General features: G+C 44.0%; 22 protein-coding genes. 2 read left to right on the top strand and 20 right to left on the bottom strand.

Features of this window, described 5'->3' with window-relative positions; all coding sequences use genetic code 11:
* Positions 1 to 32: 32 nt before the first annotated feature.
* The 11 genes from RDV49_RS04315 to RDV49_RS04265 all read right to left on the bottom strand — a co-directional run bounded on the left by RDV49_RS04315 (position 33) and on the right by RDV49_RS04265 (position 11,625).
* Positions 33 to 416, bottom strand: coding sequence for a hypothetical protein (locus RDV49_RS04315; protein ID WP_003008512.1), 384 nt, complete (start codon positions 414 to 416; stop codon positions 33 to 35).
* Positions 417 to 516: 100 nt separating this feature from the next.
* On the bottom strand, positions 517 to 1,959 hold the full coding sequence (gene gatB / locus RDV49_RS04310; RefSeq protein WP_003008515.1) for an Asp-tRNA(Asn)/Glu-tRNA(Gln) amidotransferase subunit GatB: 1,443 nt from the start codon (positions 1,957 to 1,959) through the stop codon (positions 517 to 519).
* Positions 1,959 to 3,425: an Asp-tRNA(Asn)/Glu-tRNA(Gln) amidotransferase subunit GatA gene (gene gatA / locus RDV49_RS04305; protein WP_003008517.1), complete on the bottom strand. Its 1,467-nt coding sequence runs from the start codon at positions 3,423 to 3,425 to the stop codon at positions 1,959 to 1,961. Before gatA ends, gatB begins: the two co-directional genes overlap by 1 nt.
* Entirely contained in the window at positions 3,425 to 3,727 is a 303-nt protein-coding gene (gatC, locus tag RDV49_RS04300) for an Asp-tRNA(Asn)/Glu-tRNA(Gln) amidotransferase subunit GatC (RefSeq protein ID WP_002884769.1), read from the bottom strand. Before gatC ends, gatA begins: the two co-directional genes overlap by 1 nt.
* A gap of 119 nt (positions 3,728 to 3,846) precedes the next feature.
* Complete coding sequence (locus RDV49_RS04295) at positions 3,847 to 5,340, bottom strand: glycosyltransferase (protein WP_003008521.1); 1,494 nt, start codon at positions 5,338 to 5,340, stop codon at positions 3,847 to 3,849.
* Complete coding sequence (locus RDV49_RS04290; protein ID WP_003008524.1) at positions 5,337 to 6,620, bottom strand: glycosyltransferase family protein; 1,284 nt, start codon at positions 6,618 to 6,620, stop codon at positions 5,337 to 5,339. The genes RDV49_RS04295 and RDV49_RS04290 overlap by 4 nt, the downstream gene beginning before the upstream one ends.
* Before the next feature lie 26 nt (positions 6,621 to 6,646).
* Positions 6,647 to 7,534: a glycosyltransferase family 2 protein gene (locus RDV49_RS04285; protein WP_003008527.1), complete on the bottom strand. Its 888-nt coding sequence runs from the start codon at positions 7,532 to 7,534 to the stop codon at positions 6,647 to 6,649.
* Positions 7,521 to 8,744, bottom strand: coding sequence for a glycosyltransferase (locus RDV49_RS04280; protein WP_003008530.1), 1,224 nt, complete (start codon positions 8,742 to 8,744; stop codon positions 7,521 to 7,523). The genes RDV49_RS04285 and RDV49_RS04280 overlap by 14 nt, the downstream gene beginning before the upstream one ends.
* A 112-nt stretch (positions 8,745 to 8,856) precedes the next feature.
* Positions 8,857 to 9,435: a cysteine hydrolase family protein gene (locus RDV49_RS04275; RefSeq protein ID WP_003008534.1), complete on the bottom strand. Its 579-nt coding sequence runs from the start codon at positions 9,433 to 9,435 to the stop codon at positions 8,857 to 8,859.
* On the bottom strand, positions 9,435 to 10,223 hold the full coding sequence (codY, locus tag RDV49_RS04270; RefSeq protein ID WP_003005668.1) for a GTP-sensing pleiotropic transcriptional regulator CodY: 789 nt from the start codon (positions 10,221 to 10,223) through the stop codon (positions 9,435 to 9,437). Before codY ends, RDV49_RS04275 begins: the two co-directional genes overlap by 1 nt.
* Positions 10,224 to 10,410: 187 nt before the next feature.
* Positions 10,411 to 11,625: a pyridoxal phosphate-dependent aminotransferase gene (locus RDV49_RS04265; RefSeq protein WP_003008537.1), complete on the bottom strand. Its 1,215-nt coding sequence runs from the start codon at positions 11,623 to 11,625 to the stop codon at positions 10,411 to 10,413.
* Positions 11,626 to 11,832: 207 nt separating this feature from the next.
* Between RDV49_RS04265 and RDV49_RS04260 the strand changes: the two genes are divergently transcribed.
* A complete protein-coding gene (locus tag RDV49_RS04260) occupies positions 11,833 to 12,285 on the top strand; it encodes a universal stress protein (protein ID WP_003008541.1) in 453 nt (150 codons plus the stop codon).
* Between the two features lie 36 nt (positions 12,286 to 12,321).
* On the opposite strand, the gene RDV49_RS04255 is transcribed toward RDV49_RS04260, so the two are convergent.
* Entirely contained in the window at positions 12,322 to 13,722 is a 1,401-nt protein-coding gene (locus tag RDV49_RS04255) for a Cof-type HAD-IIB family hydrolase (protein WP_003008543.1), read from the bottom strand.
* Positions 13,723 to 13,784: 62 nt separating this feature from the next.
* On the opposite strand from RDV49_RS04255, the gene RDV49_RS04250 reads away from it, so the two are divergent.
* Complete coding sequence (locus RDV49_RS04250) at positions 13,785 to 14,747, top strand: asparaginase (RefSeq protein ID WP_003008546.1); 963 nt, start codon at positions 13,785 to 13,787, stop codon at positions 14,745 to 14,747.
* A 504-nt stretch (positions 14,748 to 15,251) separates the two neighbouring features.
* Here the strand turns inward: RDV49_RS04250 and recG are convergent.
* The 8 genes from recG to manA form a co-directional block, all read right to left on the bottom strand.
* Complete coding sequence (recG, locus tag RDV49_RS04245; RefSeq protein WP_003008548.1) at positions 15,252 to 17,267, bottom strand: ATP-dependent DNA helicase RecG; 2,016 nt, start codon at positions 17,265 to 17,267, stop codon at positions 15,252 to 15,254.
* Between the two features lie 60 nt (positions 17,268 to 17,327).
* Positions 17,328 to 18,440: an alanine racemase gene (gene alr, locus RDV49_RS04240; RefSeq protein ID WP_003008552.1), complete on the bottom strand. Its 1,113-nt coding sequence runs from the start codon at positions 18,438 to 18,440 to the stop codon at positions 17,328 to 17,330.
* Entirely contained in the window at positions 18,427 to 18,792 is a 366-nt protein-coding gene (gene acpS, locus RDV49_RS04235) for a holo-ACP synthase (RefSeq protein WP_003005615.1), read from the bottom strand. Before acpS ends, alr begins: the two co-directional genes overlap by 14 nt.
* 86 nt (positions 18,793 to 18,878) lie before the next feature.
* Positions 18,879 to 19,907, bottom strand: coding sequence for a 3-deoxy-7-phosphoheptulonate synthase (locus RDV49_RS04230; RefSeq protein WP_003008560.1), 1,029 nt, complete (start codon positions 19,905 to 19,907; stop codon positions 18,879 to 18,881).
* Between the two features lie 52 nt (positions 19,908 to 19,959).
* Positions 19,960 to 22,479 carry a preprotein translocase subunit SecA gene (secA, locus tag RDV49_RS04225; RefSeq protein ID WP_003008563.1) on the bottom strand — a complete coding sequence of 840 codons (2,520 nt, stop codon included), beginning with the start codon at positions 22,477 to 22,479 and terminating at the stop codon, positions 19,960 to 19,962.
* A 174-nt stretch (positions 22,480 to 22,653) separates the two neighbouring features.
* Positions 22,654 to 24,498: a potassium transporter KimA gene (gene kimA / locus RDV49_RS04220; RefSeq protein WP_003008566.1), complete on the bottom strand. Its 1,845-nt coding sequence runs from the start codon at positions 24,496 to 24,498 to the stop codon at positions 22,654 to 22,656.
* A gap of 374 nt (positions 24,499 to 24,872) precedes the next feature.
* The gene (locus RDV49_RS04215) at positions 24,873 to 25,613 is read right to left on the bottom strand and encodes a MerR family transcriptional regulator (protein WP_310744366.1); all 741 of its coding nucleotides are present in this window, start codon (positions 25,611 to 25,613) and stop codon (positions 24,873 to 24,875) included.
* Between the two features lie 127 nt (positions 25,614 to 25,740).
* Positions 25,741 to 26,685, bottom strand: coding sequence for a mannose-6-phosphate isomerase, class I (gene manA / locus RDV49_RS04210; protein WP_037608060.1), 945 nt, complete (start codon positions 26,683 to 26,685; stop codon positions 25,741 to 25,743).
* Positions 26,686 to 26,726 lie beyond the last annotated feature (41 nt).

The raw sequence follows: 26,726 nt of genomic DNA, 5'->3' as shown, positions 1-26,726 counted from the left end.
ATGAAAAAGAGCAGCCCTTTGACTGCTCCTTTTTATTTCTTCTTGATCCGAGAAGATTCCAATCTCCACCCAACAATCCAACCAAGGACTAGGAGATAATTTTCAAGCGCACCGATCCCATTGACCGGCAGATGATAGTGAAAATAACTGAAGAGATGATTAGTACCGATCCCAAGCCCACCTAGGATCAAAGCCAATAGAACCGTTCGAAGATAAAACCAATCGTATTTGAGATTGACAGCAATCAGGATCACAAGGACCGCCACATTCCAAATCCCAATCTCCCGCTGCCAACCGACAGAAACACCATATCCCGAATGACTTCCCATATAGGATGGAAAGAATAGCTGGAAGATAATCGCTCCAGTCATGGCAATGATAACTAGGACAAATAAGACTCTTAAAAATTTGTTCATGTAACTCCTCCTAATGTCAGTTGATATGTAATGATCTTTCCTATTCTAACACAATTTTATGGATAGTAAAAACCAACCTCTCGGCTGGTTTTTTTCTCTATTAGTCTTCTTTCAACTTCGCCAATTCTTGGGCAAGTAACTTGAGGGCTACTTGTGGGTTGGCTTGGCCTTTGGTTGCTTTCATAAGGAAGCCTGTGAAGGCCTTGTCCGCATTCCGTTTCCCTGACTTGAAGTCAGCAACGGCTGCTTCGTTGTCTGCGAAGACTTGGTGGATGATTGGTATCAAGACTTCAGGATCTGAAATCTGTACCAAGCCAGCTTTTTCGACGTATTCACGCGCACCGCCACCGTTTTTCGCCAAGTGAACGAAGACTTTCTTGGCAATCTTAGATGAAATGGTTCCATCTTCGATAATGGCAATCATTTCAACCAAGTTTTCTGGTGTCAATTGGATTTCTTCCAGCGTTTTGCCTTCTGCGTTCAAGAATTGTGCGACTTCACCTTGGAGCCAGTTAGACACTTGTTTAGCATCGCCACCAAGGGCTACAGCTGCTTCAAAGAAGTCAGAAGTAACTTTCGTCGCTGTCAATTGGTTGGCATCATAGTCAGACAAACCAAGCTCTGCCACATAGCGAGCCCGACGGTCTTTTGGAAACTCTGGCAACTCAGTACGCATTTCCTCGATCCACTCATCTGAGATTTCAAACAATGGAAGGTCTGGTTCTGGGAAGTAACGGTAATCCGCTGCTCCTTCTTTGATACGCATAAGAATCGTGCTCTTATTCGCTTCATCATAACGACGTGTTTCTTGACGAATGACACCACCTGAACGCAAGATTTTCGCTTGGCGCTCCACTTCGTATTCAAGACCTTTACGGACGTTTGAGAAAGAGTTCAAGTTTTTCAACTCCGTCTTGGTACCAAATTCCTCTTGACCGTATGGGCGAAGGGAAATGTTGGCATCCACACGCATCGATCCTTCTTCCATTTTGACGTCTGAAATACCAGTGTATTGGATAACTTCTTTCAAAGCTGTCAAATAAGCGTAGGCTTCTTCTGGAGAACGCATATCTGCTTCAGATACAATCTCAATCAATGGCACCCCTTGACGGTTGAGGTCTACATAAGAGAAGCCATCTGTTCCGTGGGTGTTTTTACCGGCATCTTCTTCCAAGTGGGCTCGTTCAATCCCGATTTTCTTAGTTGAACCGTCTTCCAATTGCACTTCAATCCAACCGTTGTAACCGATTGGCTCGTCAAATTGCGAAATTTGGTAGGCCTTTGGATTATCAGGGTAGAAATAGTTCTTCCGGTCAAAGTGCATGTGCTGATGGATATCCATATTCAGCGCCAAAGCAGCCTTGATACCAGCATCCACAACACCCTTGTTCAAGACAGGAAGCACCCCTGGGAAAGACCAGTCAATCACATTGGTATTGGCATTTTGCTCGTTCCCAAAGTGGGCAGAGGTTGGTGAGAAAATTTTTGAGTTTGTATTCAATTCAACGTGGACTTCAAGTCCGATGACTGTTTCAAAGTTCATTAATTGTCACCTCCGAAAATAAGGGGTTGTTGCTTGTGGTAATCCGTCGTTGCTTCAAAGGCAGCTGCAGCTTGGTAGATGGTTTCTTCAGAATACTTCGGACCGATCAACTGCAAACCAACTGGAAGACCTTGCGCAAAACCTGCAGGAATCGAAATCCCTGGAAGACCTGCCAAGTTGACTGGAATAGTCAAGAGGTCAGCCAAGTACATGGCAACCGGGTCATGGTTGAGCGAATCCAAATCAAAGGCTACACTTGGAGCGGTTGGACCAAGGATAAGGTCGTAATCCGCAAAGACTTTTTCGAAGTCTTGGATAATGAGGGTACGGACTTGACCAGCTTTCTTGTAGTATGCATCGTAGTAACCAGATGACAAACTAAAGGTACCAAGCATGATCCGGCGTTTAACCTCATCACCAAAGCCTTGGCTACGAGTGTTCACGTAGATATCATCCAAGTTTTTAGCATCTTCTGCACGGAAACCATAGCGAATCCCATCGAAACGTTGCAAGTTTGAAGATGCTTCAGATGAAGCGATGATGTAGTAAACGGCAACCCCATATTTAGAGTGTGGAAGGCTAACTTCTTCGACAGTTGCTCCCAATTTTTCAAAGTGTTTGGCCGCATTAAGGATAGTTTCTTTGACTTCTGGGTCAATCCCTTCCCCAAGGTATTCCTTCGGAAGGGCGATCTTCATGCCTTTAATGTCTTGACCAATCTTAGAAGTAAAGTCTGCTACACGAACAGGTGCAGAAGTTGAATCCTTGGCATCTTCACTAGCAATGACATTAAGCAATTGGGCATTTTCCTTAACCGTTGGTGCAAAAGGTCCAATTTGGTCGAGTGAGCTACCAAAAGCAATGAGACCAAAACGGGAAACCGTTCCATAAGTTGGTTTGAGACCAACAATCCCGTTAAAAGCAGCTGGTTGACGGATAGAACCACCTGTATCTGAACCAAGGGACAAACGGACTTGACCTGAAGCGACAGAAGCTGCTGAACCACTAGAAGATCCACCAGGCACCTTGCTCTGGTCCCAAGCATTCTTGGTTGGTCCATAGTAAGAAGTCTCACCAGATCCACCCATGGCAAACTCATCCATGTTGGTCTTTCCGATGACAATCATATCTTTGGCTTTGGCATTGGCAACAGCTGTCGCATCAAAGATTGGCTCGTAATTATAGAGCATTTTTGAAGCTGCAGTGGTCAAGATGCCATCTGTTGAGATATTGTCTTTGACTGCGAGCGGAATCCCTGACATAAGGTTATCTGCATCAATTCCTTTTTCATCAATAGCCTTGGCTTGCGCAAGGGCAGCTTCTTCAGCCACCGTTACAAAGGCATTGATCGCTTCTTCACGCGCCTTGATATCGTCCAGCGTTGCTTGGGTCAATTCAGTTGCTGAGATTTCCTTAGAGACAAGGAGGTCGTGCAACTCTTCAATGGTTTTATGGTTGAATGACATTAGGCATCTCCTCCATCTTCTAGGATAGCTGGTACCTTGATGTAGTAGTTATCCTTTTCAGGTACATTTTTAAACAAGCGGTCACGGTCCGTCCCTTTTTCAGCAACATCCGGACGCAATACGGTTTTACGATCCGCCATGGTCGTTGTTGGGGCAACACCGGTTGTGTCCACCTCTTCCAACAATTCCACCATGTCGACAATTTTAGACAAGGTTGTCGCAAACTCAGCTGTCTCTTCTGGAGAGAATTTCAATTTTGAAAGATTGGCAACGTGGGTTACCTCTTCTTGCGTAATTTTCATCTTGCTTCCTTTCGTGAAATGATGATTATTCAATACCCTCTATTTTACCATAATTTAGCCCAATTTGCTTGCCTTAGAAAAAATCTGTAGGACTTTTTTGTCGCTACAGATTCTTCTTTTTATATTTCTTTTCCGCCGAATTGCCCCATCTCCATTAGAGTCTCTTTCCAGACTTCCTGGACCTTAGAAGCGAGGTAGGAAGAGGCCAAGTCATAAGAAGCCTGGTGAAATGGAGCAAGGTCGCTTTCAAAGAGCTGGACCAGCTTGTCCGCCAACTCTTTCACCAATTGTTCTTCTGGCACTGTCTCGCTATAAGGTACCAAAAAGCCATTTTCACCCTCTTTTATAAAAGTCGGATTGCCATAACGAGCATCAAAGCCCAGCAAGGCCAAACCTGCTCCAGCCGCCTCCATCAAAGTCAAACCAAAGGTCTCCCACTGAGAAGTAGTGAGGTAGGCTTGGTAGCAAGGATAGATCTGCTGAAGATCCGCATGACCTCGTAGGTGAATATAATCTTGTGCTGAAAGCTCCTGAATCAGGTGGCACAAGTTGTCCGCTTCTCCACCCTTTCCATAAATATCAAACTGAAGGGTTGGGAGTTGTTCATGAGCTTGGGCCACTACTCGAATGGCCAAATCGATGCGTTTTCTTGGATCCAAACGGGAAGCTGTGAGCACACTAAAGGGAGGTCTGTCTCCTAGTGATTCCGTCAATTCTTCTAGATGCCCTACTGGAATGCTATAGATTGGAATTCCTTGGCATCCTTGTTTAGCAAGTGTCTGCTCCAAGACTTCTTTTTGAAGATCCGTTGCTGTGATGAAATAATCGAAGCGTTTGGCATACTTGAACACATAATAATACTCATAGTTGAGATGGCCATTTTCAAATTCATGCTCCGAATGAAACACCATGGCGAGCTTTGAAGGGGCAGGTTTCTCCAACAAAGGACGGGCAAAATCCATGCGCGAAGCCCGGTCAAGCAGAATCAAATCTTCTTCTTTTAGCGACAGCTGCGACAAAAAACGTCTCATCACTTCTGTATGGTTGGTTAAAATCTCAGACCCCAGTTTATAGAGCCAGCTTCCACCTAACCTCGATTCTTCAAAAGCGATAGTCCCATCTTGATGGTGATAGGTCCGTCTGACAACACTACCATACTGAAAATACTCGGTGACAAGTTTACAAGCTCCATAATACTCTCGCTTGATTCTATTTCCAGCCAAAAGATAGTCTACATAGCGGACACAGTTTGAATGATAGGGATCCAGATGAAAGGTCAGGGCGTTTCCATCCGCAAATTGGTAGCGAATGGCTCTTTCCGTTTTTTCAACAACATCCAGACGCGTCAGTTGAAAATCCATTTGCAAGGCCCCCACCGTCTTTTGAGGGACCGTAGTCTGTTGATCCGTAAAAGCTACATGGGCAAAAAGCAGTTCCTCATCCCGGTGCCCCAATGAGAGGTAATAGGCCAATTTTTCTGGAGTGGGCCAAGTGGTAAAGACAAACTTCGCTGCCACTCCTAGTCCCCGGAGCATCTTTGCCCGAGAGGCTTGTGCAACATCGACCCCATTGGGTTCAAATCCCACTAATAGATTAAAGGTATAAATGGTCATGCGGTCCCTCCCTCTAATCGCTTAAACAGCTCTTCCAAAACTTCTTTTTCAGGCAATTTCAAGATTCGTGCTTGCTCTCTTAACAATGCTTTAATGGTGTCTGGCTGCTGGACTAATGCTTCTAATTGATTTCTCATTTCTTCTACTGTATCGGTAATCGTGCTTAATTCTTTATAGGCTTCCTGATGCACCGTACTCTTCAAACCAAACAAGACTTGTCCATTTTCAAGAGCATGAAGGCTACTGCTCCACACTTCTTCTCCTTGATTACAATCCAGATAAATAGAGCATCTAGCTAATAAACTCTCATAATTTCCCAGCGAAATCCCTGGATAGAGGTGTACATTAGAACAAGTCTCCAAGTCTGTTAATTTCGGTCCCATGGCTGTCAAAGCAGCAATGTGAAAGGTAACTTGTGGGAATTGATGGACCAGGCTAGATAATCCTTCAACCTCTTGAGAAGCCGTCATGACCAGGGCTTCTGGTTGAAAACTTTCCTGCTCCACATCTACCAGCCCTGACAAGGCTGTAATTCCGTCTTTTTCCTCCCTCAACAGACCATCTTCTACCAATAAAATCTGACTGACTTGTTCTTTGATCTCGTCTAGATCATGAGCATCACGTGCACAGTAGGCGAGTCTTTCCTTTGGTATCTTTTTCACAACCTCTAGTAATGACTTGTCTAGCAAAAGGATAGCTTCATCATCCGGCAAGACTTGTTCTAGGACAGTTCTTTGCATCTCTTCTTTATTGGCATACAGGCGATCCCGTCCCTTGGGAGATTGAAGCAAAAAGGTTCCTTGTGAGACAAAGTGAAGCAAGACTTCTTCTTGCTGAGGGTTCAAATAAATGTCTAAATAGGGTTGACCAGCTTCCGTAAGAAGACTCTGTTTGCTTCTCCAGCCATAGCGGTTGTATACATCAATGGATAAGATCTCTTCTCTCTGACCAAACCATTCCACTCTGTCAACCGTTCGTGACAAGATATCCCCTCGCAAAACCACATTGGCACGACGTTCCTCCCCATCAAAAAGATAAGTCGTGATCCCTAGTGTCCAACATTCCCATAATTCTGGAACAGCTAGATCATTGAAAAATAAAGGTTTTCCAACTTTTGATGCTGGGTCTTTTTGGGTAAAAAAGGTCGCAAGACTCTCTGTCTGTTGGTCCAAATCTGTTTCCAAATTGGTCACAAATACCCGGTAGGACTGGCCAAGTTTGGCCAAGTATTTTTGCAAACGATCCAGCTCTCTGGTCTGCTCTGGTGCAATAATGAACATGCTGATCCTTTCTCATCAATAAGGGGTTAGTCCATCGTTTCAATAAAACGGAGGTTGGTCACCACGCGCTCATAGGTTTCTGACCCTTGCAAGCTTGCTTCCTCTAATTTTTCAAGGGCTCGTTTCAAGCGCGTTTTGTAGATATAGCGATGCCAAGTCAAATCATAGCCCAACATCCCCAGTAGAGCCAACTTCTCCTGCTTAGCTTCCATCTCATCGACGACTCGCTTTTCGGTCCAAACCTGGGACAGAGTATCTGCACGCCCCACGCGATACCAATAAATACATTTCTCCGTATGAACTACTCGATGGGCTTTTAAGAAGAGCTTGTACATCAGGAAGTTGTCTTCAACATTTTTTCCGACTGGAAAACGAAGCCCTTCAAATAAGCTACGCTTATAGAGCTTCATCATGGCACAAGCCCAGGCCATATCTCTGGTCTCCTGGATGGCATCGTGGTCCATGATCTCTCTCCCCTCATAAAGAGTCTCTGAATAATCGTCGTCTGTCACCTTGATCAAGTATTTGCTACTACTGTCATCATAGAGGTTATAGTTGGCTACGGAAACATCCGCATTATACTTTTGAAGTTGGCGATAGAGCACTTCTACATAGTCCTCCGTCACCCAGTCATCTGGATCAATAAAGGTGATGTAATCCCCAGTCGCTAGCTCAATCCCTGTATTCCGAGCAGCAGATAAGCCCCCATTTTCTTGGCGAACGTAGCGGATGCGCGCATCCTTCCTAAAAAATTCTTTACAGATCTCTTCTGACTGGTCTGGCGAACCATCATTGACCAGGATAATTTCCAAATGAGGGTAGGTCTGATGGATAACCGTTTCCAAACATTGTCTCAAATAAGCTTCTACATTATAGATGGGAATGATGATACTCACTACTTCATTTGTTTCCATGCTTCTTCTCGTTTCTCTTTAAATAATCGTGAATCGCTGCCACCATCTCCTGCACCTGATCATCCGCAAACACTTGGTTCACACCATTCTCTACATGATTGGTTCCTTCAAAAGAGAAAATCGGTAAGCCCAATTGCTGGATCCTTTGCGTCATCTGATCGACCTCATCATATGGATTGATATCCAGATAAAAATCCAATTTTTCTAGGACCTTTCGACTGGTCAAGGGATCAAAAGAGGGATAAAGAAAGAGGTTGGGGTAGCATTCCAATTGCACCAAATTAAAACCAAAATGGCTATGGGCAAGGACATGAATCGCTACGTCTGGCAACTCTTTTAACAACGTCTCCAACTCGTGGATATCTGCTGTATGGGTATAAATGGCAGCATGATAAGGAAATTCTCCCACTAACTCTTGATAGGTTTGCTTCAAAATCGGTTTTCGAAGCAAAATTTCCTCCCAAGAGAGGGCATAGTAAAACCACCATTGTTCCCGAAAACGATTGAAGCGTTTGGAGGTCCATGGTTTATTATGAGAAGTGTAATGAATGACCGCAGGAATCCCTTGAAAGGCTTCATACCAATCCAAGTCCCCATAGAGGTACTGATCCTTATCAGATCCTACTTGTAGATTATAAGTCCAAGGCAATGGATACCAAGCATCTTTGAAATACAGATTTAAAATCCCTTGATCTCCATAGACCTGTTGATGGTGTTCACGAGTGAGGTCAAAAAGAGCCTCTGTTACTTGGTGCTCTTGCCACCAAGTCTTATCAATCACTAAAAGTCCAGCATTAAATCCATCTGTCGTCGTTGGCTTATCTTCCACCGCGCCCAGTCCATAACCTTTTAGATCGACCTCAAATAAAGGCGATAAATCCTGTGTAAAGATCATGTCACAATCCAGATAGAGAATCCGCTCTTCCTCCACAATCTCTGGAATAGCATAACGGAAATAAGTCGCATAGTGAATATGGTCACTTGGAAGCGAAAAGGACTGGAATTGCTCGGGAGACATCCGACAATTGATCACTTCTGAATCCAACTGGCGCAAGCGCTGATTCATGATAGTAAACCACTCAGTTGGTAGATCTTCATTTAAGACATAAATTTTCAACTGGTCCTGATGGGCACACAGTGACTTCATAGCGGTTTCCAATTTTTCCATATAAGACAGATTGGCTGAAAACACGACAGCTTTTTTACTCATAACTTCCCCTTTTTTCTTTCATTAGAATACCATTTTCAAGAGAGGAAAACAATTTCTACGCCCCCAAAAAGAGGCCTAGACAACCGTCTATGACCTCTTTTAGAAAATTTTCTTATTTTTTATCTAATACAGCTAGTGTGCCGTCTACTAAGCTTGCCCCTAAGACATGCTTGAAATGATTCAAGGCAAACTGGTGATTTTCAGGAGTGAGCGACGCCACCGCAGGTTCCACGACTTCAATCTGGTAGCCGAGATTGTAGGCATCAACCGCTGTATGAAGGACACAGATCTCAGTCAAGACACCTGTCAAAATAACGGTATCTACATGGCGTTCCCGCAGGCGGATATCTAGATCCGTTCCTGAAAAAGCAGAATAATGACGTTTGTCCATCCAAAAGACGCGTGGATCCGCTTTGTGCTCCCGATAAAAATCTGCTAAAGGGCCGTACAAATCACGTCCGCTAGTCCCAATGATATTATGAGGTGGGAAGAGCTTGCTTTCAGGATGAAATGGATCCTCTACATCATGCGCATCAATGGCAAAAAAGACATAGGCTCCTTGGTCAAAGGCCAATTGGGTCACCTGAGCAATAGTCTCAGAAATGGCTTGTGCAGGAGCACCTGCCGTAAGTTTACCATCATCTGCTACGAAATCGACAGTGTAGTCAATTGAAATCAAAGCTTTTGTCATTAGTAATCTCTTTTCTTAATTTCCTCAAAGATATCTGGAATCAACACTTTGAGATAGGTTCCCTTCATTCCAAGAGAACGGCTTTCAATAATACCAGCTGACTCCAATTTCCGGAGTGCATTGACAATCACAGAGCGGGTGATACCAATCCGATCTGCAATGATAGAAGCAGTCAACTGACCTTCATTGCCTTTCAATTCACTAAGGATGGCAGAAACAGCTCGCAATTCAGAGTAAGACAAGGTATTCACAGCCATATTGACAGCTGTGCGACGACGAATATTCTTCTCGTCCTCCTCGCGTTGGTAGTTCAACATTTGAATCCCTACCACGGTACTAGCAATCTCAACCAAGATCAAATCATCATCCGCAAACTGTTTATCATTGCGCCAAATGATTAAGGAACCCAACCGAATCCCAGAAACATGAATAGGCGCAATGGTGGTCAAGCCATCAGGAAATTCAGACTTGGTTTCAACCGGAAAGATACTCAAATCATGGTCCACATCTAAATTAGCTTCTGTATCGTAGACCAAACTAGCCGCCTTGGCATAATCTTCTGGTAGTTTTTTATTTTGAAAGAAAGCTTCTACCCGGTCATTGTTGGTCTTATAACGCATGAAATAACCAAGGAGGGTTCCCTTACTGTTAATGATACAGGCATTACAGTGAATAATATCCGCCAATTGCTGGGCAATATCATTATAAGGCATCTCAGCCTGCAATTGTTCATCTGTCCGTTTCAAGATGGATGTAATTTTACGTGTCTTTTCTAATAAGTTTGCCATAATAAACCTCGCATATAGTCAGGTCAAGTATATCATATAAGTGTGGGAATTTCAATCAAATTATCTGAAAATTATTTATTTTTTCTACAATTATGCACAATTCAGAAAAATGGCGATGAGATAACATGGATTTTATAAAATGAAACAAAAAAAGATTGAAGACCTTCATCTTCAATCCTTTAGCTAATTAGCGTTTGTATTGTTTCAAGAAACGAGTCATTTTTTCTTGAATTTGAGCCAATTCATCCACACGTGGGAGGTAAACGATCCGGAAGTGATCTGGATCTTTCCAGTTAAAGCCACGGCCATGAACCAAAAGAATCTTTTCTTGCTTCAAGAATTCTAAAACAAATTGTTCATCGTCATCCACGCGGTACATATCCCTATCAATCTTAGGGAAGATATACAATCCAGCCTTTGGCTTAACAGCCGAGAGGCCTGGAATCTCATTGATGGCTTTGTAAATAAAGTTCCGTTGTTCGTAGATTCGACCACCTGGAAGCAAGAGTTCATCCACAGATTGGTAGCCTCCAAGAGAGGTTTGCACAACATGTTGAGATAAAACATTTGAGCAAAGACGCATATTGGACAACATGTTCAAGCCTTCGATATAGCCCTTCACATGATGCTTCGGACCAGACAGAACCATCCAACCAACACGGAAGCCTGCGATGCGGTGTGATTTTGATAAGCCATTCATACTCACACAGAAAAGATCAGGCGCTAAGCTTGCAATAGCCGTGTGCTTTTCGCCATCCATGACCAAGCGATCGTAGATTTCATCTGCGAAGATAATCAAGTTATTTTGGCGAGCAATCTCTACAATCTCAAGCAAGATCTCATCTGGATAGAGGGCACCTGTTGGGTTATTCGGGTTGATGACAACGATGGCTTTGGTATTTGAGGTAATTTTCGACTTGATATCCTCGATATCTGGATACCAGTTTGCTTCTTCATCACAAAGATAGTGAACCGCATTCCCACCAGCTAGACTGACAGCTGCTGTCCAAAGAGGATAGTCCGGCATAGGAACCAAGACTTCATCGCCATTGTCGAGCAGTCCTTGCATGGACATGACGATCAGCTCACTCACTCCATTTCCAAGGTAAATATCATCAATATCCACATTTGGAATTTTTTTCAACTGGCAGTACTGCATGATGGCCTTGCGGGCTGAAAAGATCCCTTTTGAATCTGAATAGCCTTCACTATCACGCGCATTCATGATCAAATCATGGATAACTTCATCTGGAGCTGTAAAGCCAAATTCAGCAGGATTCCCTGTATTCAAACGAAGAATTTTTTCTCCATTTGCTCGCATGCGCATGGCTTCTTCCAAGACTGGACCACGAATATCGTAAGCGACATGTTCGAGTTTGCTTGATTTATTATATTCCTTCATATTCTGCCTCGATTCACGAAATTATCTCTATTATACCACTAGTTCAAATAGAGTACAAATTGAGGACTTTAAAAATTCTGCAAAAATATACCAGAAAAGTGAGACTTTACCTTTACATTCTAGCTTAAAAGGAATAAAATATAAGTGTATAAAGAATAGAAAAACTTCTGTTCTATCCATGTTTTCAAGCTATAAGGAGGTAGGGTTATGTCTCAAAAATACGAAAACATCATGGTCGCCGTCGACGGTTCCCATGAAGCAGAATTAGCCTTTGAAAAAGGGGTTAACGTTTCTCTTCGCAACGGCTCTAAATTGACGATTGCCCACGTCATCGATACCCGTGCCCTTCAAAGCGTCTCAACTTTTGATGCTGAGGTCTACGAAGAATTGCAAGAAGAAGCTAACGAATTGCTCAAGGGCTACAAGGAACGTGCTGAAAAAGTCGGCGTTCAAAATGTTGTGACTGTTGTAGAAATGGGAAATCCAAAAGTCCTCTTAGCCAATGATATCCCAAGTAAGGAAGGGGTTGACCTTATTATGGTCGGGGCTACCGGACTCAATGCCTTCGAACGGTTAATGGTCGGATCCTCCTCAGAATATATCCTTCGCCACGCCAAAGTAGACTTACTAGTGGTACGTGATAAGGATAAAACCATGTAAGAAAGAAAAAGTTTGGAACAAAGGTTCCAAACTTTTTTAGTTGTCTTTTTTTGCTTCTTTTTGTTTTGCATGTTTTTCGTAGGCCTTGAGCTGGCGATCGAGTTCTTTTTTGATAGCTGGTTCCGGGGCGTATTTTTCTTCCCAATCATCTGGCTTCAGAATTTTGTGGGTTACTGGATCAAAGTGCGCCTTCCCATCTGGGAAAATCTTGCCCATATTGGCCCGGTGAACAATCTCAAAGACCTCTTCAGGATCGACCCCCATTAGTACAAAGCTACCATAAGTCAGATAGAGGGTATCAATTAAGGCATCAACCTGCCCTACCATGGAGATTTCAGCTGGATGCTTGCTCCGAACCTTATCTGCAGCCTTATCCAAGGCTTCGTGAAGAGCGGCTACCGAGCGGTCAAATTCTTCCTCACTTGTGCTAGCTGCTCGGACAAATTCTACCAACTCCTCTTGCTTGAACATGGTTCGATAAAGGGCGTCTTGAGACTGCCAGACAACAGGTTTCTCCTGGGTTTCTCCATCCATCACACCATGGAAGGTTTTGACCTTATTGAAGTGATCATCCTTAGAAAGAAAGAGTTCTTTCTCTGAGAGAATACCAAAGTGTTGCAGGGCCTTTTGAATGCCATCCTTGCCATTACTAGTCGTGGTATGCTTAGCAATCGCTTTAACGCTGGTCGTCCCATTTCCCATCGCAATGGACAAGCCAACACCTGACAGCATCTCTAAGTCATTATCAGAATCTCCAAAAGCCATCACTTCATCGATGTCAAAGCCAAATTCCTGACCAACGATGCGGATCCCTTCTAGCTTGGAAATCCCTGGGTTGAGGACATCTGCTGCAAAAGGACTAGACCGTGTGAATTTCAGATCTGGAAACTCTTTTTCAATTTTTGCAGTCTCTTCTGGACTCGATAAGATCAACACTTGGTAGATCGGTTCTTGCGCTAGTGCATAGAGGGTGTCCTGATCTTGTGGGACGACCTTGCTGACCACTTTGTTAAATCCTCGACTGACGGTACGGGCCATTTTGCGGGGCACAAAGCGACTAGACCAGGTTGAAATAGGACTCATCCCAAAACTCATGATCCGAGAACCAAATACCCCATCCTTGGTACCGAGAGCAATTTCCTTACGGTGTTCCCGAGCATAGTCAATTAGTTGGTGCAGACTCTTTTTATCGATTGGGCTAGTAAACAGCACGCGGTCCTTGGTCAAAATATACTGACCATTATAGGTCACTGCAAAATCAAAACCATAGCGTTCCATAAACGGTTTGACAAAGGCCGGTCCCCGCCCTGTCGCAAGGCCTACATAGATCCCTTCTTCCTTTAAAGACTGAATAGCTTTTTCTGTTGATTTTAGGACCGCTCGACTATCATTGACCAAGGTTCCATCGATATCAAAAAAGACTGCTTTTATTTCCATGTCTACTGTTTCTTTCTTTTTATGATAAAATAAATTATATCACATATTCCAAGGAGCTTCACATGTTTAAGAAAATTTTAGCACTACATACCGGAGGGACCATTTCGATGGCGGCAGATGACTCTGGGGCAGTGATTACCAATGAAGTCAATCCCATGACCCAAGTTACTTCACCAATTGAAGGGATTGCAGTCACCTCGGAGGACTTCTTCAACCTTCCCAGCCCTCAAATGACACCCCGTCACATGTTAGCTCTATATCAAAAAATCAAGGAGGAAGCTCACAACTACGACGGCATCGTTATTACCCACGGGACAGATACGCTGGAAGAAACGGCTTATTTCTTGGATACCATGGAGTTACCAGAGATCGCTGTGGTCATTACAGGAGCTATGCGAAGCTCCAATGAGCTAGGAAGCGATGGCGTCTATAATTTTCTGACAGCCCTTCGAGTGGCTGCCGATCCAAAAGCACGTGATAAAGGGGTCTTAGTCGTCATGAACGATGAAATTCATGCGGCTAAGTACGTCACCAAAACCCATACCACCAATGTCAGCACCTTCCAGACACCAACCCACGGTCCACTAGGTTTGGTCATGAAAAAGGAAATCCTCTTCTTTAAAACAGCCGAGCCAAGGGTGCGCTTTGATCTCAATACCATCGATGGGTTCGTTCCGATCATTGCTACCTATGCAGGGATGAAAACCGATCTACTGGACATGCTGGATCTTTCAAAGCTCGATGGCCTCATTATCGAAGCCTTTGGAGCAGGAAACATCCCTAAAGAAACGGCACATAAACTCCAAGAATTCATGGATGCAGGCCTTCCAATCGCTTTAGTATCCCGTTGCTTCAATGGAATCGCTGAACCCGTCTACGCATATGAAGGAGGAGGCGTCCAACTCCATCAAGCAGGTGTCTTTTTCATCAAAGAATTAAATGCCCCCAAAGCGCGCATCAAACTCCTCATCGCCCTCAATGCCGGCCTAAAAGGACAAGAACTCAAAGACTATATCGAAGGGTAAAATAAGATACAAAGGGCGTAGCGGATACAGTCAAAATAGGGAATACGACGAAGAATCCAAAAGATTCTAGGAGGATTCATCTTTTTGACACAATCCGCAGCCCGTGTTCAATTAATAAGATACAAAGCCCGTAAAATGCCAAGTGAAAATAGGGAGTAGGACAGAAGCGATACTTTGGCAGACGCTTCGTCGTCCTACCCCCACAAGGCTGATTAGGATTCTTCCGAGCTCATAAAGCGAGAGAAGAGTCCAATCAGCTACTGTGTCTTGAAGTTAGTACTCGTATAGTTGGCATTTTTTCACACAGCATTTAGGGCGTGTTCAATTCGTGTAACGGCAAGCACTATGGTGCCTTGCCGACACGTCTCACTAACTCCTCAGGTGGATGGTATCGATCCACCTTCGTCCTGTCGCATTTCATCAAGATACAAAGCCCGTAAAATGCCATCTTAAAGGGAGTAGAGTGGAATCCAAAGAATTTCCACTCTACTCCCTTTTTATATTTTAGTCTAAATGTTCTTTCTTTTCTAAGTAAAGCGAGAGCAGATGCCAATCGGGGTGTTCGCGCCAATCTGGCGTGGCTACGATCTGGCTGGCAACTTTCCTTCCTTCTTCCAGAATGGGATAATCTTCTACCAAATCCGCTACTTGAAATTCTGGAATCCCAGATTGACGGGTTCCAAAGATTTCACCTGAACCCCGCATTTTCAAATCTTCTTCTGCTAGAACAAACCCATTGGTCGTCTCTGTCATAATTTTCATGCGCTGCTTGCCACTATCTGTCTTAGGGTTGGCTACTAGAATAGCATAGGATTGCTTGTTCCCCCGACCAACCCGGCCTCGTAGCTGGTGAAGCTGGCTAAGACCAAACCGATCTGCATCCATAATGACCATAACGGTTGCATTGGGTACGTTGACTCCTACTTCAATAACGGTCGTAGACACCAAAACATCGACTTGGTGCTCTTTAAAGGCCTGCATGATGGCATCTTTTTCTTCACTTTTCATCTTCCCATGAAGAAGAGAAACACGTGCCCGCTGACCAAAGAAGGCCTCTAACTCTTCTTGGAGAGCAAGGGCGTTTTTCAAATCTAGCGCCTCTGACTCCTCAATCAGTGGAGAAATAAAATAAGCTTGAGAACCTTTGCCAAGTTCTTTGACTAACCAGTCGAGGACCACTTCTAACTGCTCATGCTTGACCCAACGTGTGATGATTTCCTTGCGTCCCGCAGGCATCTGGTCAATGATGGACACATCCATATCTCCAAAGGCTGTAATAGCCAAGGTCCGGGGAATAGGGGTAGCCGTCATCATCAGGACGTCTGGATTTTGTCCTTTTTCTCGAAGAATACGGCGCTGGGAAACCCCAAAACGGTGCTGCTCATCAATAATGACCAAGCCTAGATCTTGGTAGTGAACTCCCTCTTGAATCAAGGCATGTGTCCCCACAATCAGTTGAGCTGTTCCTGATGCGATCTCTTCTAAGACTTCTCGTTTCTCAGCCGCCTTTAATCCTCCTGTTAGAAGGGCAATTGGTAAGTCCGGAAAAAGATTTTGCAAGCTTTCCTTGTGCTGCTCTGCCAAAATCTCCGTTGGAACCATCAAGGCTGCTTGCTTCCCAGCGCTTAAGGCTGCATACATGGCAAGACCGGCCACGACTGTCTTCCCGCTTCCCACATCCCCTTGTAAGAGGCGGTTCATATGATAAGGAGAGGCCATATCTGTCAAGATTTCATTCAGGCTGTTTTCTTGAGCTTGCGTTAGCTCAAAAGGAAGCTGTTTTTTTCGTTCTGCTAATTTTTCTGGATCCCAGGCCAAGGAAATCCCTTGGCTGGCATCGTGGTTTTCTTCCTTTAACACTTGGAGTTGCAGCTGGAAAAAGAGGAGCTCTTCAAATTTTACCCGGCGAAGAGCTTGCTTGTACTCTGCCAGATCCTTAGGAAAATGCATAGCTTGCACTGCTTGGGAACGAGACATGAGTTGATAACGCTCTCGTAAGATTTGGGGCACATTCTCTTCTAAAAGCTGGTCCAAGCCCTGGTCGAACGCTATTTTGATCAATTTCACCAGGCTGTTTTGGCTGACTCCTTGCGTCACTCGATAGACCGGCTGCAAATCATCTTCCACTTGAGCCAGGAGTTTCATCCCTGTCAAACTGCCTTTAGCCTTGTCCCATTTCCCAAAAATCGCCACTGTCTGCTGAACCTCAATTTTGTCTGCTAGATAGGGTTGGTTGAAAAAATTAACCGCAATGACCTGGTCTCCCTGTTTGATGGAAAAACGCAAGCGATTTCGTTTGTAGCCATAATATTGGACATTGGCTGGTGTTGCTACCAGCCCAGAGATGACAGCTTTTTCACCATCTTCCAACTCTAAAACATTGCGAGTTTTGAAGTCTTCATAGCGAAAGGGAAAATACAAGAGCAGATCTTCTAAGGTTTCAATCCCTAACTTTTTAAATTTTTCCGCCGATTTTGGACCGACTCCAGGCAGTACGGATAAGGGTTGATGTAGATTCATTTCTCCTCCTTTCTTTTATAAAAAAGCAGGTCCATCCGGGAAAATCCCACCTGCTTCTTCTTATTCTTCACCTGTATAGTCACGAGGAATCCGATCACTCAAGAGACAGACTACTTCATAATTAATGGTACCACGGTAATCCGCAATCTCTGTTGCCGTAATTTCTTTCTCGCCGTCTCGGCCAATCAGGGTAACCTTGGTCCCCAGAGGTAATTCTTCTGGAAGGCGAACAGTAATCTGGTCCATCGAAACCCGGCCTACAATAGGGCAAAACTCACTCTTAATCAGCACTTGGAAATTTTGCATCTCTCGAATCCAGCCATCCGCATAGCCGATAGGAATCGTCCCTATCCATTGGGCATCTTCCGTCGTATAGGTGGCCCCGTAGCCAATATCTTGACCGGCTTCTAACTGTTTGACATGAACCAATTCGCTCACCAAACTCAAGGCTGGCTTGATTTCATAAGGCAAGGCTAGAACAGAACCACTTGGATTCAAGCCATACATGACATCTCCCAAGCGCACAGCTGTGAAAATCGTATCTGCATGCCACAAAGAGGTAGCCGAATTACTCGCATGGACAATGGGAGGAAGGGTTTCAAGAGCAGCCAATACTTCTTTGAAAAACTGGTATTGCGCTTGGAATTTTCGATCATCTGCTTCATCTGCTGTCGCAAAATGAGTAAAAATCCCTTCAATTTCAGCTCCAGCTGCTAAGAGGAGACGTTCAGCCTCTTTGATCTCTTCGATCCTTCGGAATCCAATCCGCCCCATTCCAGAATCCACCTTGATATGGACCTTCAATCCTGAAAGATCTGCTTCTTGTCCAAGCAATTGATCCAACCAAGCAAGACTCGCCACTGTTAAGCGGATGTCATGCTCTTTGGCTAGATTCACTGTTTCACTTGGCACAACTCCTAAAATCAAAATAGGGTGTTGCAAACCTTCTTCACGAATTTCAAGGGCTTCATCCATATTGGATACACAAAAGCCATCAACCTGAGGCGCCAATTTTTTGGTTACTGCAACGACCCCATGACCATAGGCATTGGCCTTGACGACTGCATATTTCAAGGCTTGACTCGGAATATGGTCACTGACTTGTTGCACATTAAAGGCAATGGCATCCAAATCGACTCTAGCAACAGTTGGTCTATGTTTACTTGCTTTCATTTTCTTCCTCCAAAATGACACTGGTCGACACTAGGTCTCCCTTATGACTGATCGAAATCCATACCTTCCCAGAAAAAGGAGACTTGGAAAAATAGGGAGCTCCGTGGGCATCATTTAAAATTTCTAAATCTTGAAAACCAACTGGTCCAATCCCTGTTCCCATTGCCTTTGAAAAGGCTTCTTTGGCGGACCATCGGCCCGTTAAATATTCCATTTTCCGTTTTCCAGACAATTCCTCAAAGCGCTCTCGCTCAGCCTCGGTTAAGACTTTTTCAGCGAATCGAGTATTCTTCTGATAGGCTTTTTCAATCGCAGCGATCGATTCGATATCGATGCCATGTCCTTTGATCATCTTGTTTTATCCTTATTTATTGTTTCAGTATCGTTTTACTGACAAAAGAGAAGGGGCTAAAGAATCACTCCTTCCGCCCCTGCCTTTTACTTATTCATCGTTGCAATTTCTTTGACCAAGGCCTGTGTTTTTTCCCAACCCAGGCAAGGGTCTGTGATGGATTGACCATAAACCACTGGTTCATTTTGACGACCATCTTCTAGATAGGATTCAATCATGAAACCACGAACTAAAGTTGCCAAATCCTTGTTCCAAGCACGGTTCATCATGGTTTCTCTCACGATGCGTACTTGCTCTTCGAATTGTTTGCCAGAATTGTCATGGTTGGTATCCACCAGGATGAAGGGATGTTGCAAGCCCATTTCGCTATAGCGTTTTGCTGCCGCTAGCAAATCTTCATAATGGTAGTTTGGAATATTCTTACCACTTGCATCCAATCCTCCACGAAGGATCGCATGAGCTAAAGGATTTCCTGATGTTTCCACTGCTTGGGCATTGAACAAAAAGTTTTGGGGATGTTGGGCTACATAAATCGCATTGAACATGACAGAAAGATTTCCAGAAGTTGGATTCTTCATGCCTGTCGGAGCAGAGATCCCACTAGATACAAAGCGATGCTCCTGGTCTTCAACCGAACGCGCTCCAATGGCATGATAGGAAATCAAATCTTCAACATACGGAAGACTTGCTGGATAAAGCAACTCATCCGCAGTTGTCAAACCAGTTTCTGTAATCACACGGTAGTGGAGATGTCGGACCGCTTTCAAACCGTCCACAAAGCTTGGTGCTGCATGTGTATCTGGTTGGTGCATCAAGCCTTTATAGCCATCCCCGTTGGTCCGAGGTTTAGCCGTATAGACCCGCATCACAATGAAAATCTGATCTTTCACTTGCTCTTGCAAGTCCGCCAAACGACGGGCATAGTCCATCACAGCTTCTTCATTATCAGAAGAGCAAGGCCCGATCACAAGAAGGATCCGTTGGTCTTCTCCTTTGATAATAGCTTCCAATTCTCGATCACGCGCTTCTTTGCGCTCCAAGGCTGGACCTTCCAAGCGGTAAAGCGAAGTGATCTCTTGCTCATCAATCTTATTGCTCTTCGTAATGAATACCATACGGCCTCCTTATGCTAGCTAGACCCATCCTCTTTCTATTTCAGAGGACCTCTTAAAATTTACGTCCGTGACAGTTTTTAAATTTCTTGCCTGAACCACAAGGACACAAATCGTTGCGTTTCACTTGTGACAAGTTAATATCTGCTGGAATATCTTGTTGTTGCGCTGCAATGTTGCGAGTCGCAGTTGTTGAAATGCTGTGTTCCGTACGTGGACGTTCTTGTTCGTGAATTTGGGCTTTCATCATGAGACGAGTCACATCAAATTCAATCGATCCAATCATATCGTTAAACATACGGAAACTTTCTGATTGGTATTCTACCACTGGGTTATTTTGCGCATACCCACGAAGTCCGACCGCATTTCGCAATTGATCCAAAGCATCGATATGGTCCGTCCACTTGCTGTCTACCACTCGAAGGATCAAGACTTTTTGGAATTCTTGCACAGACTCTTCGTCACGCAATTTCGCTACTTGGCTAGCATAGATTTCTTCTGCACGTGCATACAAGTAATCGATGACTTCCTTGTCAGATTTTCCTTCAATATCGCTTGCAGAAATCGTATCTTCCGGAACCAAATTGTATTTGGCAAAGTTCAGAATCGCTTCAACGCGTTCTTCCTTGCTTGAGTGGCTGGCCCCTTCAACAATCCGTTTGATGGTCCGTTTGATCATGGCCTTGATTTCAGGTGCCAAGTCACGGTTAGCTGTGATGACATCATAGCGTTCAGCGTAGATAATTTCCCGTTGTTCCCGCATCACGTCATCGTATTGAAGGACTTGTTTACGGGTATCGTAGTTGTTTCCTTCAACCCGTTTTTGTGCACCCTCTACCTGACGGGTGAACATATTTGAACGGATCACCGATTCTTCTTCGCTCAACTTGAAGCGATCAAGCACTGCTTTGATCCGTTCAGAACCGAAACGACGCATCAATTCATCTTCAAGAGACAAGTAGAATTGAGATTCACCTGGATCTCCTTGACGTCCTGAACGTCCACGAAGCTGGTTATCAATACGACGGCTTTCGTGACGTTCTGTCCCAATGACACAAAGTCCACCGAGTTCGCGAACACCTTCACCGAGTTTGATATCGGTACCACGACCGGCCATGTTGGTCGCGATGGTAACAGCACCACGTTGACCAGCATTCATGATGATTTGCGCTTCTTTGTAGTGGTTTTTCGCATTCAAAACTTCGTGAGGGACACCTGCTTGAACCAACAATTGAGAAAGGTAATCACTGGTTTCAACGGCAACGGTACCCACGAGGACTGGTTGACCTTTTTCATGACGAGACTTGACATCTTCCACAACAGCCTTGAATTTTGATTTCAAGCTTGGGTAGAGAAGGTCTGGATGGTCAATACGGGCAATCGGACGGTTGGTTGGAATTGGAATCACGCGAATGTTATAAATTTCACGGAATTCTTCTTCTTCAGTTTTCCCTGTCCCTGTCATCCCTGACAACTTCTTGTACATACGGAAGAGGTTTTGGTAAGTAATCGACGCAGATGTTTTGGTTTCTTCTTGAACTGGAACACCTTCTTTGGCTTCAATCGCTTGGTGAAGTCCGTCAGAATAACGACGTCCTTCCATGGTCCGACCAGTAAATTGGTCGACGATCAAGATTTCTTGATCTTCGCTGACCACATAGTCGATATCCAAAATCATGATGTAGTTGGCACGAAGGGCGTTGTCAATAAAGTGGGTCAAGGCTACGTTTTCAATATCATACAAATTTTCAAGATTAAAGTAGCTTTCCGCCTTATCAATCCCTGAATCTGACAAACCAATGGTTTTAGATGGTACATCGATAATGTAATCATCCTCTGTCAAGGTCTTCACATAAGCATCTGCCATGTGATAGAGTTGGCTTGTATCAGAAGCTGTCTGCCCAGAAACGATCAGCGGAGTACGCGCTTCGTCGATCAAGATGGAGTCTACCTCATCGACCAAGGCATAGTTCAATGGACGTTGAACCATGTTTTCAGCACGAACAACCATGTTATCACGAAGATAATCAAACCCGATCTCTGAGTTAGTCGAGTAGGTAATATCACAGAGGTAAGCTTCTTTTTTCTCAGCTGGAGATTTTGCTGCAAGGTTGATCCCTACTGAAAGGCCAAGCCATGAGTAAAGTTCTCCCATCTCTGTCGCATCCCGCTCTGTCAGGTATTCATTGACGGTAACAACGTGTACCCCTTTACCAGACAAGGCATTCAAGTATACAGGCATGGTCGCAGTCAAGGTTTTTCCTTCCCCTGTACGCATCTCTGGAACGTCACCATGGTGAAGGACGATTCCCCCCATGACCTGAACCTTGTATGGGAATAAACCAAGTACCCGTTTTGCCCCTTCACGAACAACCGCAAAGGCTTCGTACAAAAGATCATCCAAAGACTCACCGTCTTGGTAGCGTTGCTTAAACTCAACTGTTTTCGCTTTTAATTCGTCATCCGTCAAAGCTGCCATTTGGTCCTCATAAGAAAAGACCTTATCAGCCATTTTTTCAAGGCGTTTGATTTCGCCTCGATCATTTTCAATAATTGTTTTTAATAAATTTGCCATTTTTTTCCTTACTTTGAATTTTTCAAAATCTAAAATGTTCTTTTTATTCTAGCATTTTTTTAACATTTTTTCAAGATCAAGGCTGTATCTTACAAGACTTTCGAGTGGTTTTTTTCATGTGAGAAAATCCAAAAAGATGCCTGCTCAAGCAGACATCTTTTCTTTAGGCGATCGTTATTCAGACAAATGGTAAGAATAGCTTGCCACAACCACTTCTTCATGCCAACGAAGTGCATACTTCAATTTCAAACTCATTTGGTTGTGGAGAACATTTTGCCAATGTTTTTTAGGAATAAATTGAGGAACTAAGACTGTAACAGTGTTCCCTTTTTCCTTGGCCTCCTCAGCTACTTTTGAGACAAATTCAACCGTTGGTTGGATAATATCTCGGTAACTGGTCATAACATTTTCAAAGCGAATATGAGGGAAATAACGCTTAAATTCTTCTGCTACCTCAGCATCTTTGACCTTGGTTTCTTCCGTTGAGACGTGCATAGCTATAACATCGTTTCCTAGGCTATTTGCATAACTCATAGCTCCTACACTTACCTGAGTGACATTCCCAACAAGGACAATCACGGTATTGCCCGCATAACTTGTCTTTTCGATCTGACCTCCCAAGCGCAATTGGGCCGCAACTTTATCATAGTGATTACGGATACTCAAGAACATCCAAAGCAAGAGACCAATAATAGGGAAGAAGGGCCAGATCTCACGCAAACGGAATAATAAGAGGATCAAGACAATCCCATAACAGATGGCTGCCCCCAGGATATTGGCAAGCGAATACTTAAGAAATCCTTTTTGATATTGGCGTTTCCAGTGGATCACCATCCCTGTTTGAGAAAGGGCAAAAGGAATGAAAACCCCGATGGTATAAAGCGGAATCAAGCTTTCTGTTTGTCCATCAAAGATCAAGAGCAAGACGATGGCACCAATCGCCAAGGTCAAAATCCCATTAGAATAGCCCAGACGATCTCCTTTTTCCATATACATGTGCGGCATGTATTTATTTTTAGCCATGTTAAAGGCCAACATTGGAAAGGCAGAGAAACCGGTATTAGCCGCAACTGCCAAGATCAAGGCTGTTGACAATTGAAAGACGTAAAAGAAGGCTTGTCCGACTGGGGAATTCCCTAAGATAGCTTGGGCCATTTGGGCTAGAGTTGTTACCCCTTTTGCTGGAACGACACCCACCCAGTAATTGAGGAAGGTAATCCCTGCAAACATGATCCCCAAAATCAAAGCCATAATGGTTAAGGTAGAGGCCGCATTCTTTGCTTTTGGTTTCTTAAAGAAAGGAACCGAATTGGAGATAGCTTCAACCCCTGTTAGGGAAGCGGATCCACTCGTAAAGGCCCGCAACAAGAGAATGACACTAACCCCTGAAATGGTTTGACCCACATGAGCAGTTGCGTTATAGGCCAAGTGACCCGTCAAGATTTGGATCACACCATAGCCGATCAAGGCAATGGTACTGACAATGAAAAGGTAAACCGGAATCATCAATGATGTGGCCGATTCGCGTAGCCCCCGAAGGTTCATCAGCATCAAGATCAAGACCAATAAAATGGAAATGTGAAGATTATAAGGATGAAGAGATGGAATCGCTGACGTAATGGCATCTGCACCGGAAGACACAGATACTGCTACTGTCAGCATGTAGTCGACTAAGAGACTCCCACCAGCGATCAACCCCGCTTTGGGAGACAAGTTCTCCGTAGTCACCATGTAGGCCCCTCCCCCTTGAGGGTAGGCATGAATGACCTGGCGATAAGAAATCGTTAAACTGGCTAGGAGAACCAGGACCACAATCCCAATTGGAATGGACCACCAAATGGCTCCTGCTGATACGGTCATCAAGACCAGGATAACTTGCTCTGGACCATAGGCAATAGAAGAAAGTGCGTCACTAGAAAGCATGGCCAAGGCCTGCATTTTCCCTAGCAATCCACCTTCACCTTCTGCACCAGATTTCAACGGACGGCCAATAAACCATTTTTTCAATGTTGAAAACATAAAAAACTCCTTGAAAAAAGATCATGAGGCCGGGGATTCCCTGCCTCTTTTCATAAAACAGGGGTTATTCTACTCCTTTTTTTCAAGACTGTCAACCGAAATAGTGAAATTTTCATAAAGTTTTCATTATGTTCATCCATTCAAGCTCTTTTAGATCGGCCTGCTTCTTTTCAAATTGATCCAAGCAAAAAACGAGGCTGGGACAAAAATCCTAGCCTCTCAATTATTTTTGGATTGTCGAGCAAGACGCAGTGGTTGAGTGGGCTCTACTGCGCTGATTTCATCAGCTTTTACAGCCCTACTCAACTGTGCGGAGGTGGGACGACGAAATCGAATTCTAACGAATTACCGATTTCTGTCCCACTCTCACTTTTTTATTTTGCTTGATTTTCGACATAAAAGGCAATGACATCCGAAGTGTACTGGGCTGTGCCAACTCCAAACTTGTCGATGTTTTCCTTGAATTCTGGATTATAGACATAGCCTTTGCCGATATGGCCAAAAACCTCTATAGAGCAGTCAAATCCATACGTTCGAATCGCGTCTAAAAGTTTGGCTGCTTCTTCTTGATTTTCCGATGCTGTTACTGGCAAACCTGCTTGGAGGTTTTTCGCCAAGACTTTGAAGACTTGATTAAAGGCTCTTGTCGCCTCATCTTCACGCCCCTTTTGGCGCTCGAGAGCTTGGTCCATGACTTCTTGACCGTACTTCTCTACCGCCTCTTGCTGGTATTTTTGAGTATCTTGGTAGCTAAATCCAGTAAATTTTTCCTCAATGGTCATTTTTCTTTCTCCTTTTTGTTCTTGAATGGTTTTTTGCAAGGTAGAAATCAAGGTATCCAGACGTTGTCTTTCTTGAGTCAAATAGTTCAACTGTTTGGTTAAATGGGGTAATAAGTTAGATTTTTCTTCGGCTAAGAGTTCTGCTATTTGGTCTAAGGAAAATCCTAGATACTTGTAGTAGAGAATCACCTGTAATCGTTCTAAATCTTCTTGACTGTATGTCCGATAGCCATTTTCAGATTTGACAGGGACGAGAAGTCCTATCTTGTCATAGTGGTGCAAGGTCTTGACAGAGACACCTGACAGATCTGCAGCTTCTTTGATATGATACATGATTTCCTCCTTACAAGGATAGTATAACCCCTCCCCTTAGGTCAGAGTCAAGGCTTAACATAAAAATAGTTTTCAGATAAAAAAGGCTTGAGTTGTTTCACAACTTTTAACTCAAACCCTTTCTTTTTTATGGATGACTCACGATCAATTCTAAACCTTGCCCTTCCAAAGTCCAAGATTCAACATCGCTCGGTAGGATAAAGTGGCTTCCTTTTTGAATAGGATAATCCTTTCCATCGACCGTCAATTTTCCTTCTCCAGCTAAGACGCTCAATAAGCTGTAATCAGCGGTCTTTTGAAAATCAGCTTTTCCAGTCAGTTCCCACTTATAAACAGTGAAGAAATCACTGGCAACCAAGGTGGTCATTCGAAGATCATCGATCACAACTGTATCTGGATGGCTATTGGCAGGCTCTCCAATGTTCAAGACATCAATCGATTTTTCCAAGTGAAGTTCCCGCAAGTTTCCTTGAGCATCCTTACGGTCAAAATCATAAACCCGGTAGGTGGTGTCACTCGACTGTTGGGTTTCAAGAATCAAAATTCCAGAACCAATGGCGTGCATGGTCCCGCTTGGCACATAGAAGAAATCTCCAGCCTTGACAGGAACCTTTGTCAGCAAGGCATCCCAGTTCTTGTCCTCAATTTGCTGGCGGAGTTCTTCTTTTGACTTGGCATTGTGCCCATAGATAATCTCTGATCCTTCATCAGCCGCAATCACATACCAACACTCAGTTTTTCCGAGTTCTCCTTCATGCTCCATTGCATAGGTATCATCTGGGTGCACCTGTACACTGAGCCAATCGTTGGCATCCAAAATCTTTGTTAATAAAGGAAAGACAGGCTCTTTACGATTACCGAATAATTCCCGATGCTCTTGATAGAGCTGATCCAATCCCATTCCTTCGTATGGACCATTGGCTACTTTAGAAACTCCATGCGGATGGGCTGAAATCGCCCAAAATTCACCGACATGGTCGCTCTGAATTTCGTAACCAAATTCTTCTTTCAGACGAGTTCCTCCCCAAATTTTTTCCTGCATGACTGAATGTAAAAATAATGGTTGTCCCATAATATCCTCCTCGCATTTCATGTTTCTATTATACAAAAAAA

It is taken from the genome of Streptococcus parasanguinis (assembly GCF_031582885.1).
Classification (GTDB): Bacteria; Bacillota; Bacilli; order Lactobacillales; family Streptococcaceae; genus Streptococcus; species Streptococcus parasanguinis_M.
This window is presented reverse-complemented; position numbering and strand designations above follow the sequence as displayed.

Coding starts and splice junctions, on each gene's coding strand:
- gatC (WP_002884769.1), bottom strand. CDS start 3,727: ATGAAAATTACGCAAGAAGAGGTAACCCACGTTGCCAATCTTTCAAAA.
- RDV49_RS04230 (WP_003008560.1), bottom strand. CDS start 19,907: ATGGTATTCATTACGAAGAGCAATAAGATTGATGAGCAAGAGATCACT.
- codY (WP_003005668.1), bottom strand. CDS start 10,223: ATGGCAAACTTATTAGAAAAGACACGTAAAATTACATCCATCTTGAAA.
- acpS (WP_003005615.1), bottom strand. CDS start 18,792: ATGATCAAAGGACATGGCATCGATATCGAATCGATCGCTGCGATTGAA.
- RDV49_RS04260 (WP_003008541.1), top strand. CDS start 11,833: ATGTCTCAAAAATACGAAAACATCATGGTCGCCGTCGACGGTTCCCAT.
- RDV49_RS04285 (WP_003008527.1), bottom strand. CDS start 7,534: ATGGAAACAAATGAAGTAGTGAGTATCATCATTCCCATCTATAATGTA.
- recG (WP_003008548.1), bottom strand. CDS start 17,267: ATGAATCTACATCAACCCTTATCCGTACTGCCTGGAGTCGGTCCAAAA.
- RDV49_RS04215 (WP_310744366.1), bottom strand. CDS start 25,613: ATGTATCATATCAAAGAAGCTGCAGATCTGTCAGGTGTCTCTGTCAAG.
- RDV49_RS04295 (WP_003008521.1), bottom strand. CDS start 5,340: ATGACCATTTATACCTTTAATCTATTAGTGGGATTTGAACCCAATGGG.
- secA (WP_003008563.1), bottom strand. CDS start 22,479: ATGGCAAATTTATTAAAAACAATTATTGAAAATGATCGAGGCGAAATC.
- RDV49_RS04280 (WP_003008530.1), bottom strand. CDS start 8,744: ATGAGTAAAAAAGCTGTCGTGTTTTCAGCCAATCTGTCTTATATGGAA.
- RDV49_RS04275 (WP_003008534.1), bottom strand. CDS start 9,435: ATGACAAAAGCTTTGATTTCAATTGACTACACTGTCGATTTCGTAGCA.
- manA (WP_037608060.1), bottom strand. CDS start 26,685: ATGGGACAACCATTATTTTTACATTCAGTCATGCAGGAAAAAATTTGG.
- RDV49_RS04315 (WP_003008512.1), bottom strand. CDS start 416: ATGAACAAATTTTTAAGAGTCTTATTTGTCCTAGTTATCATTGCCATG.
- RDV49_RS04265 (WP_003008537.1), bottom strand. CDS start 11,625: ATGAAGGAATATAATAAATCAAGCAAACTCGAACATGTCGCTTACGAT.
- gatA (WP_003008517.1), bottom strand. CDS start 3,425: ATGTCATTCAACCATAAAACCATTGAAGAGTTGCACGACCTCCTTGTC.
- RDV49_RS04290 (WP_003008524.1), bottom strand. CDS start 6,620: ATGTTCATTATTGCACCAGAGCAGACCAGAGAGCTGGATCGTTTGCAA.
- RDV49_RS04250 (WP_003008546.1), top strand. CDS start 13,785: ATGTTTAAGAAAATTTTAGCACTACATACCGGAGGGACCATTTCGATG.
- alr (WP_003008552.1), bottom strand. CDS start 18,440: ATGAAAGCAAGTAAACATAGACCAACTGTTGCTAGAGTCGATTTGGAT.
- gatB (WP_003008515.1), bottom strand. CDS start 1,959: ATGAACTTTGAAACAGTCATCGGACTTGAAGTCCACGTTGAATTGAAT.
- kimA (WP_003008566.1), bottom strand. CDS start 24,498: ATGTTTTCAACATTGAAAAAATGGTTTATTGGCCGTCCGTTGAAATCT.
- RDV49_RS04255 (WP_003008543.1), bottom strand. CDS start 13,722: ATGGAAATAAAAGCAGTCTTTTTTGATATCGATGGAACCTTGGTCAAT.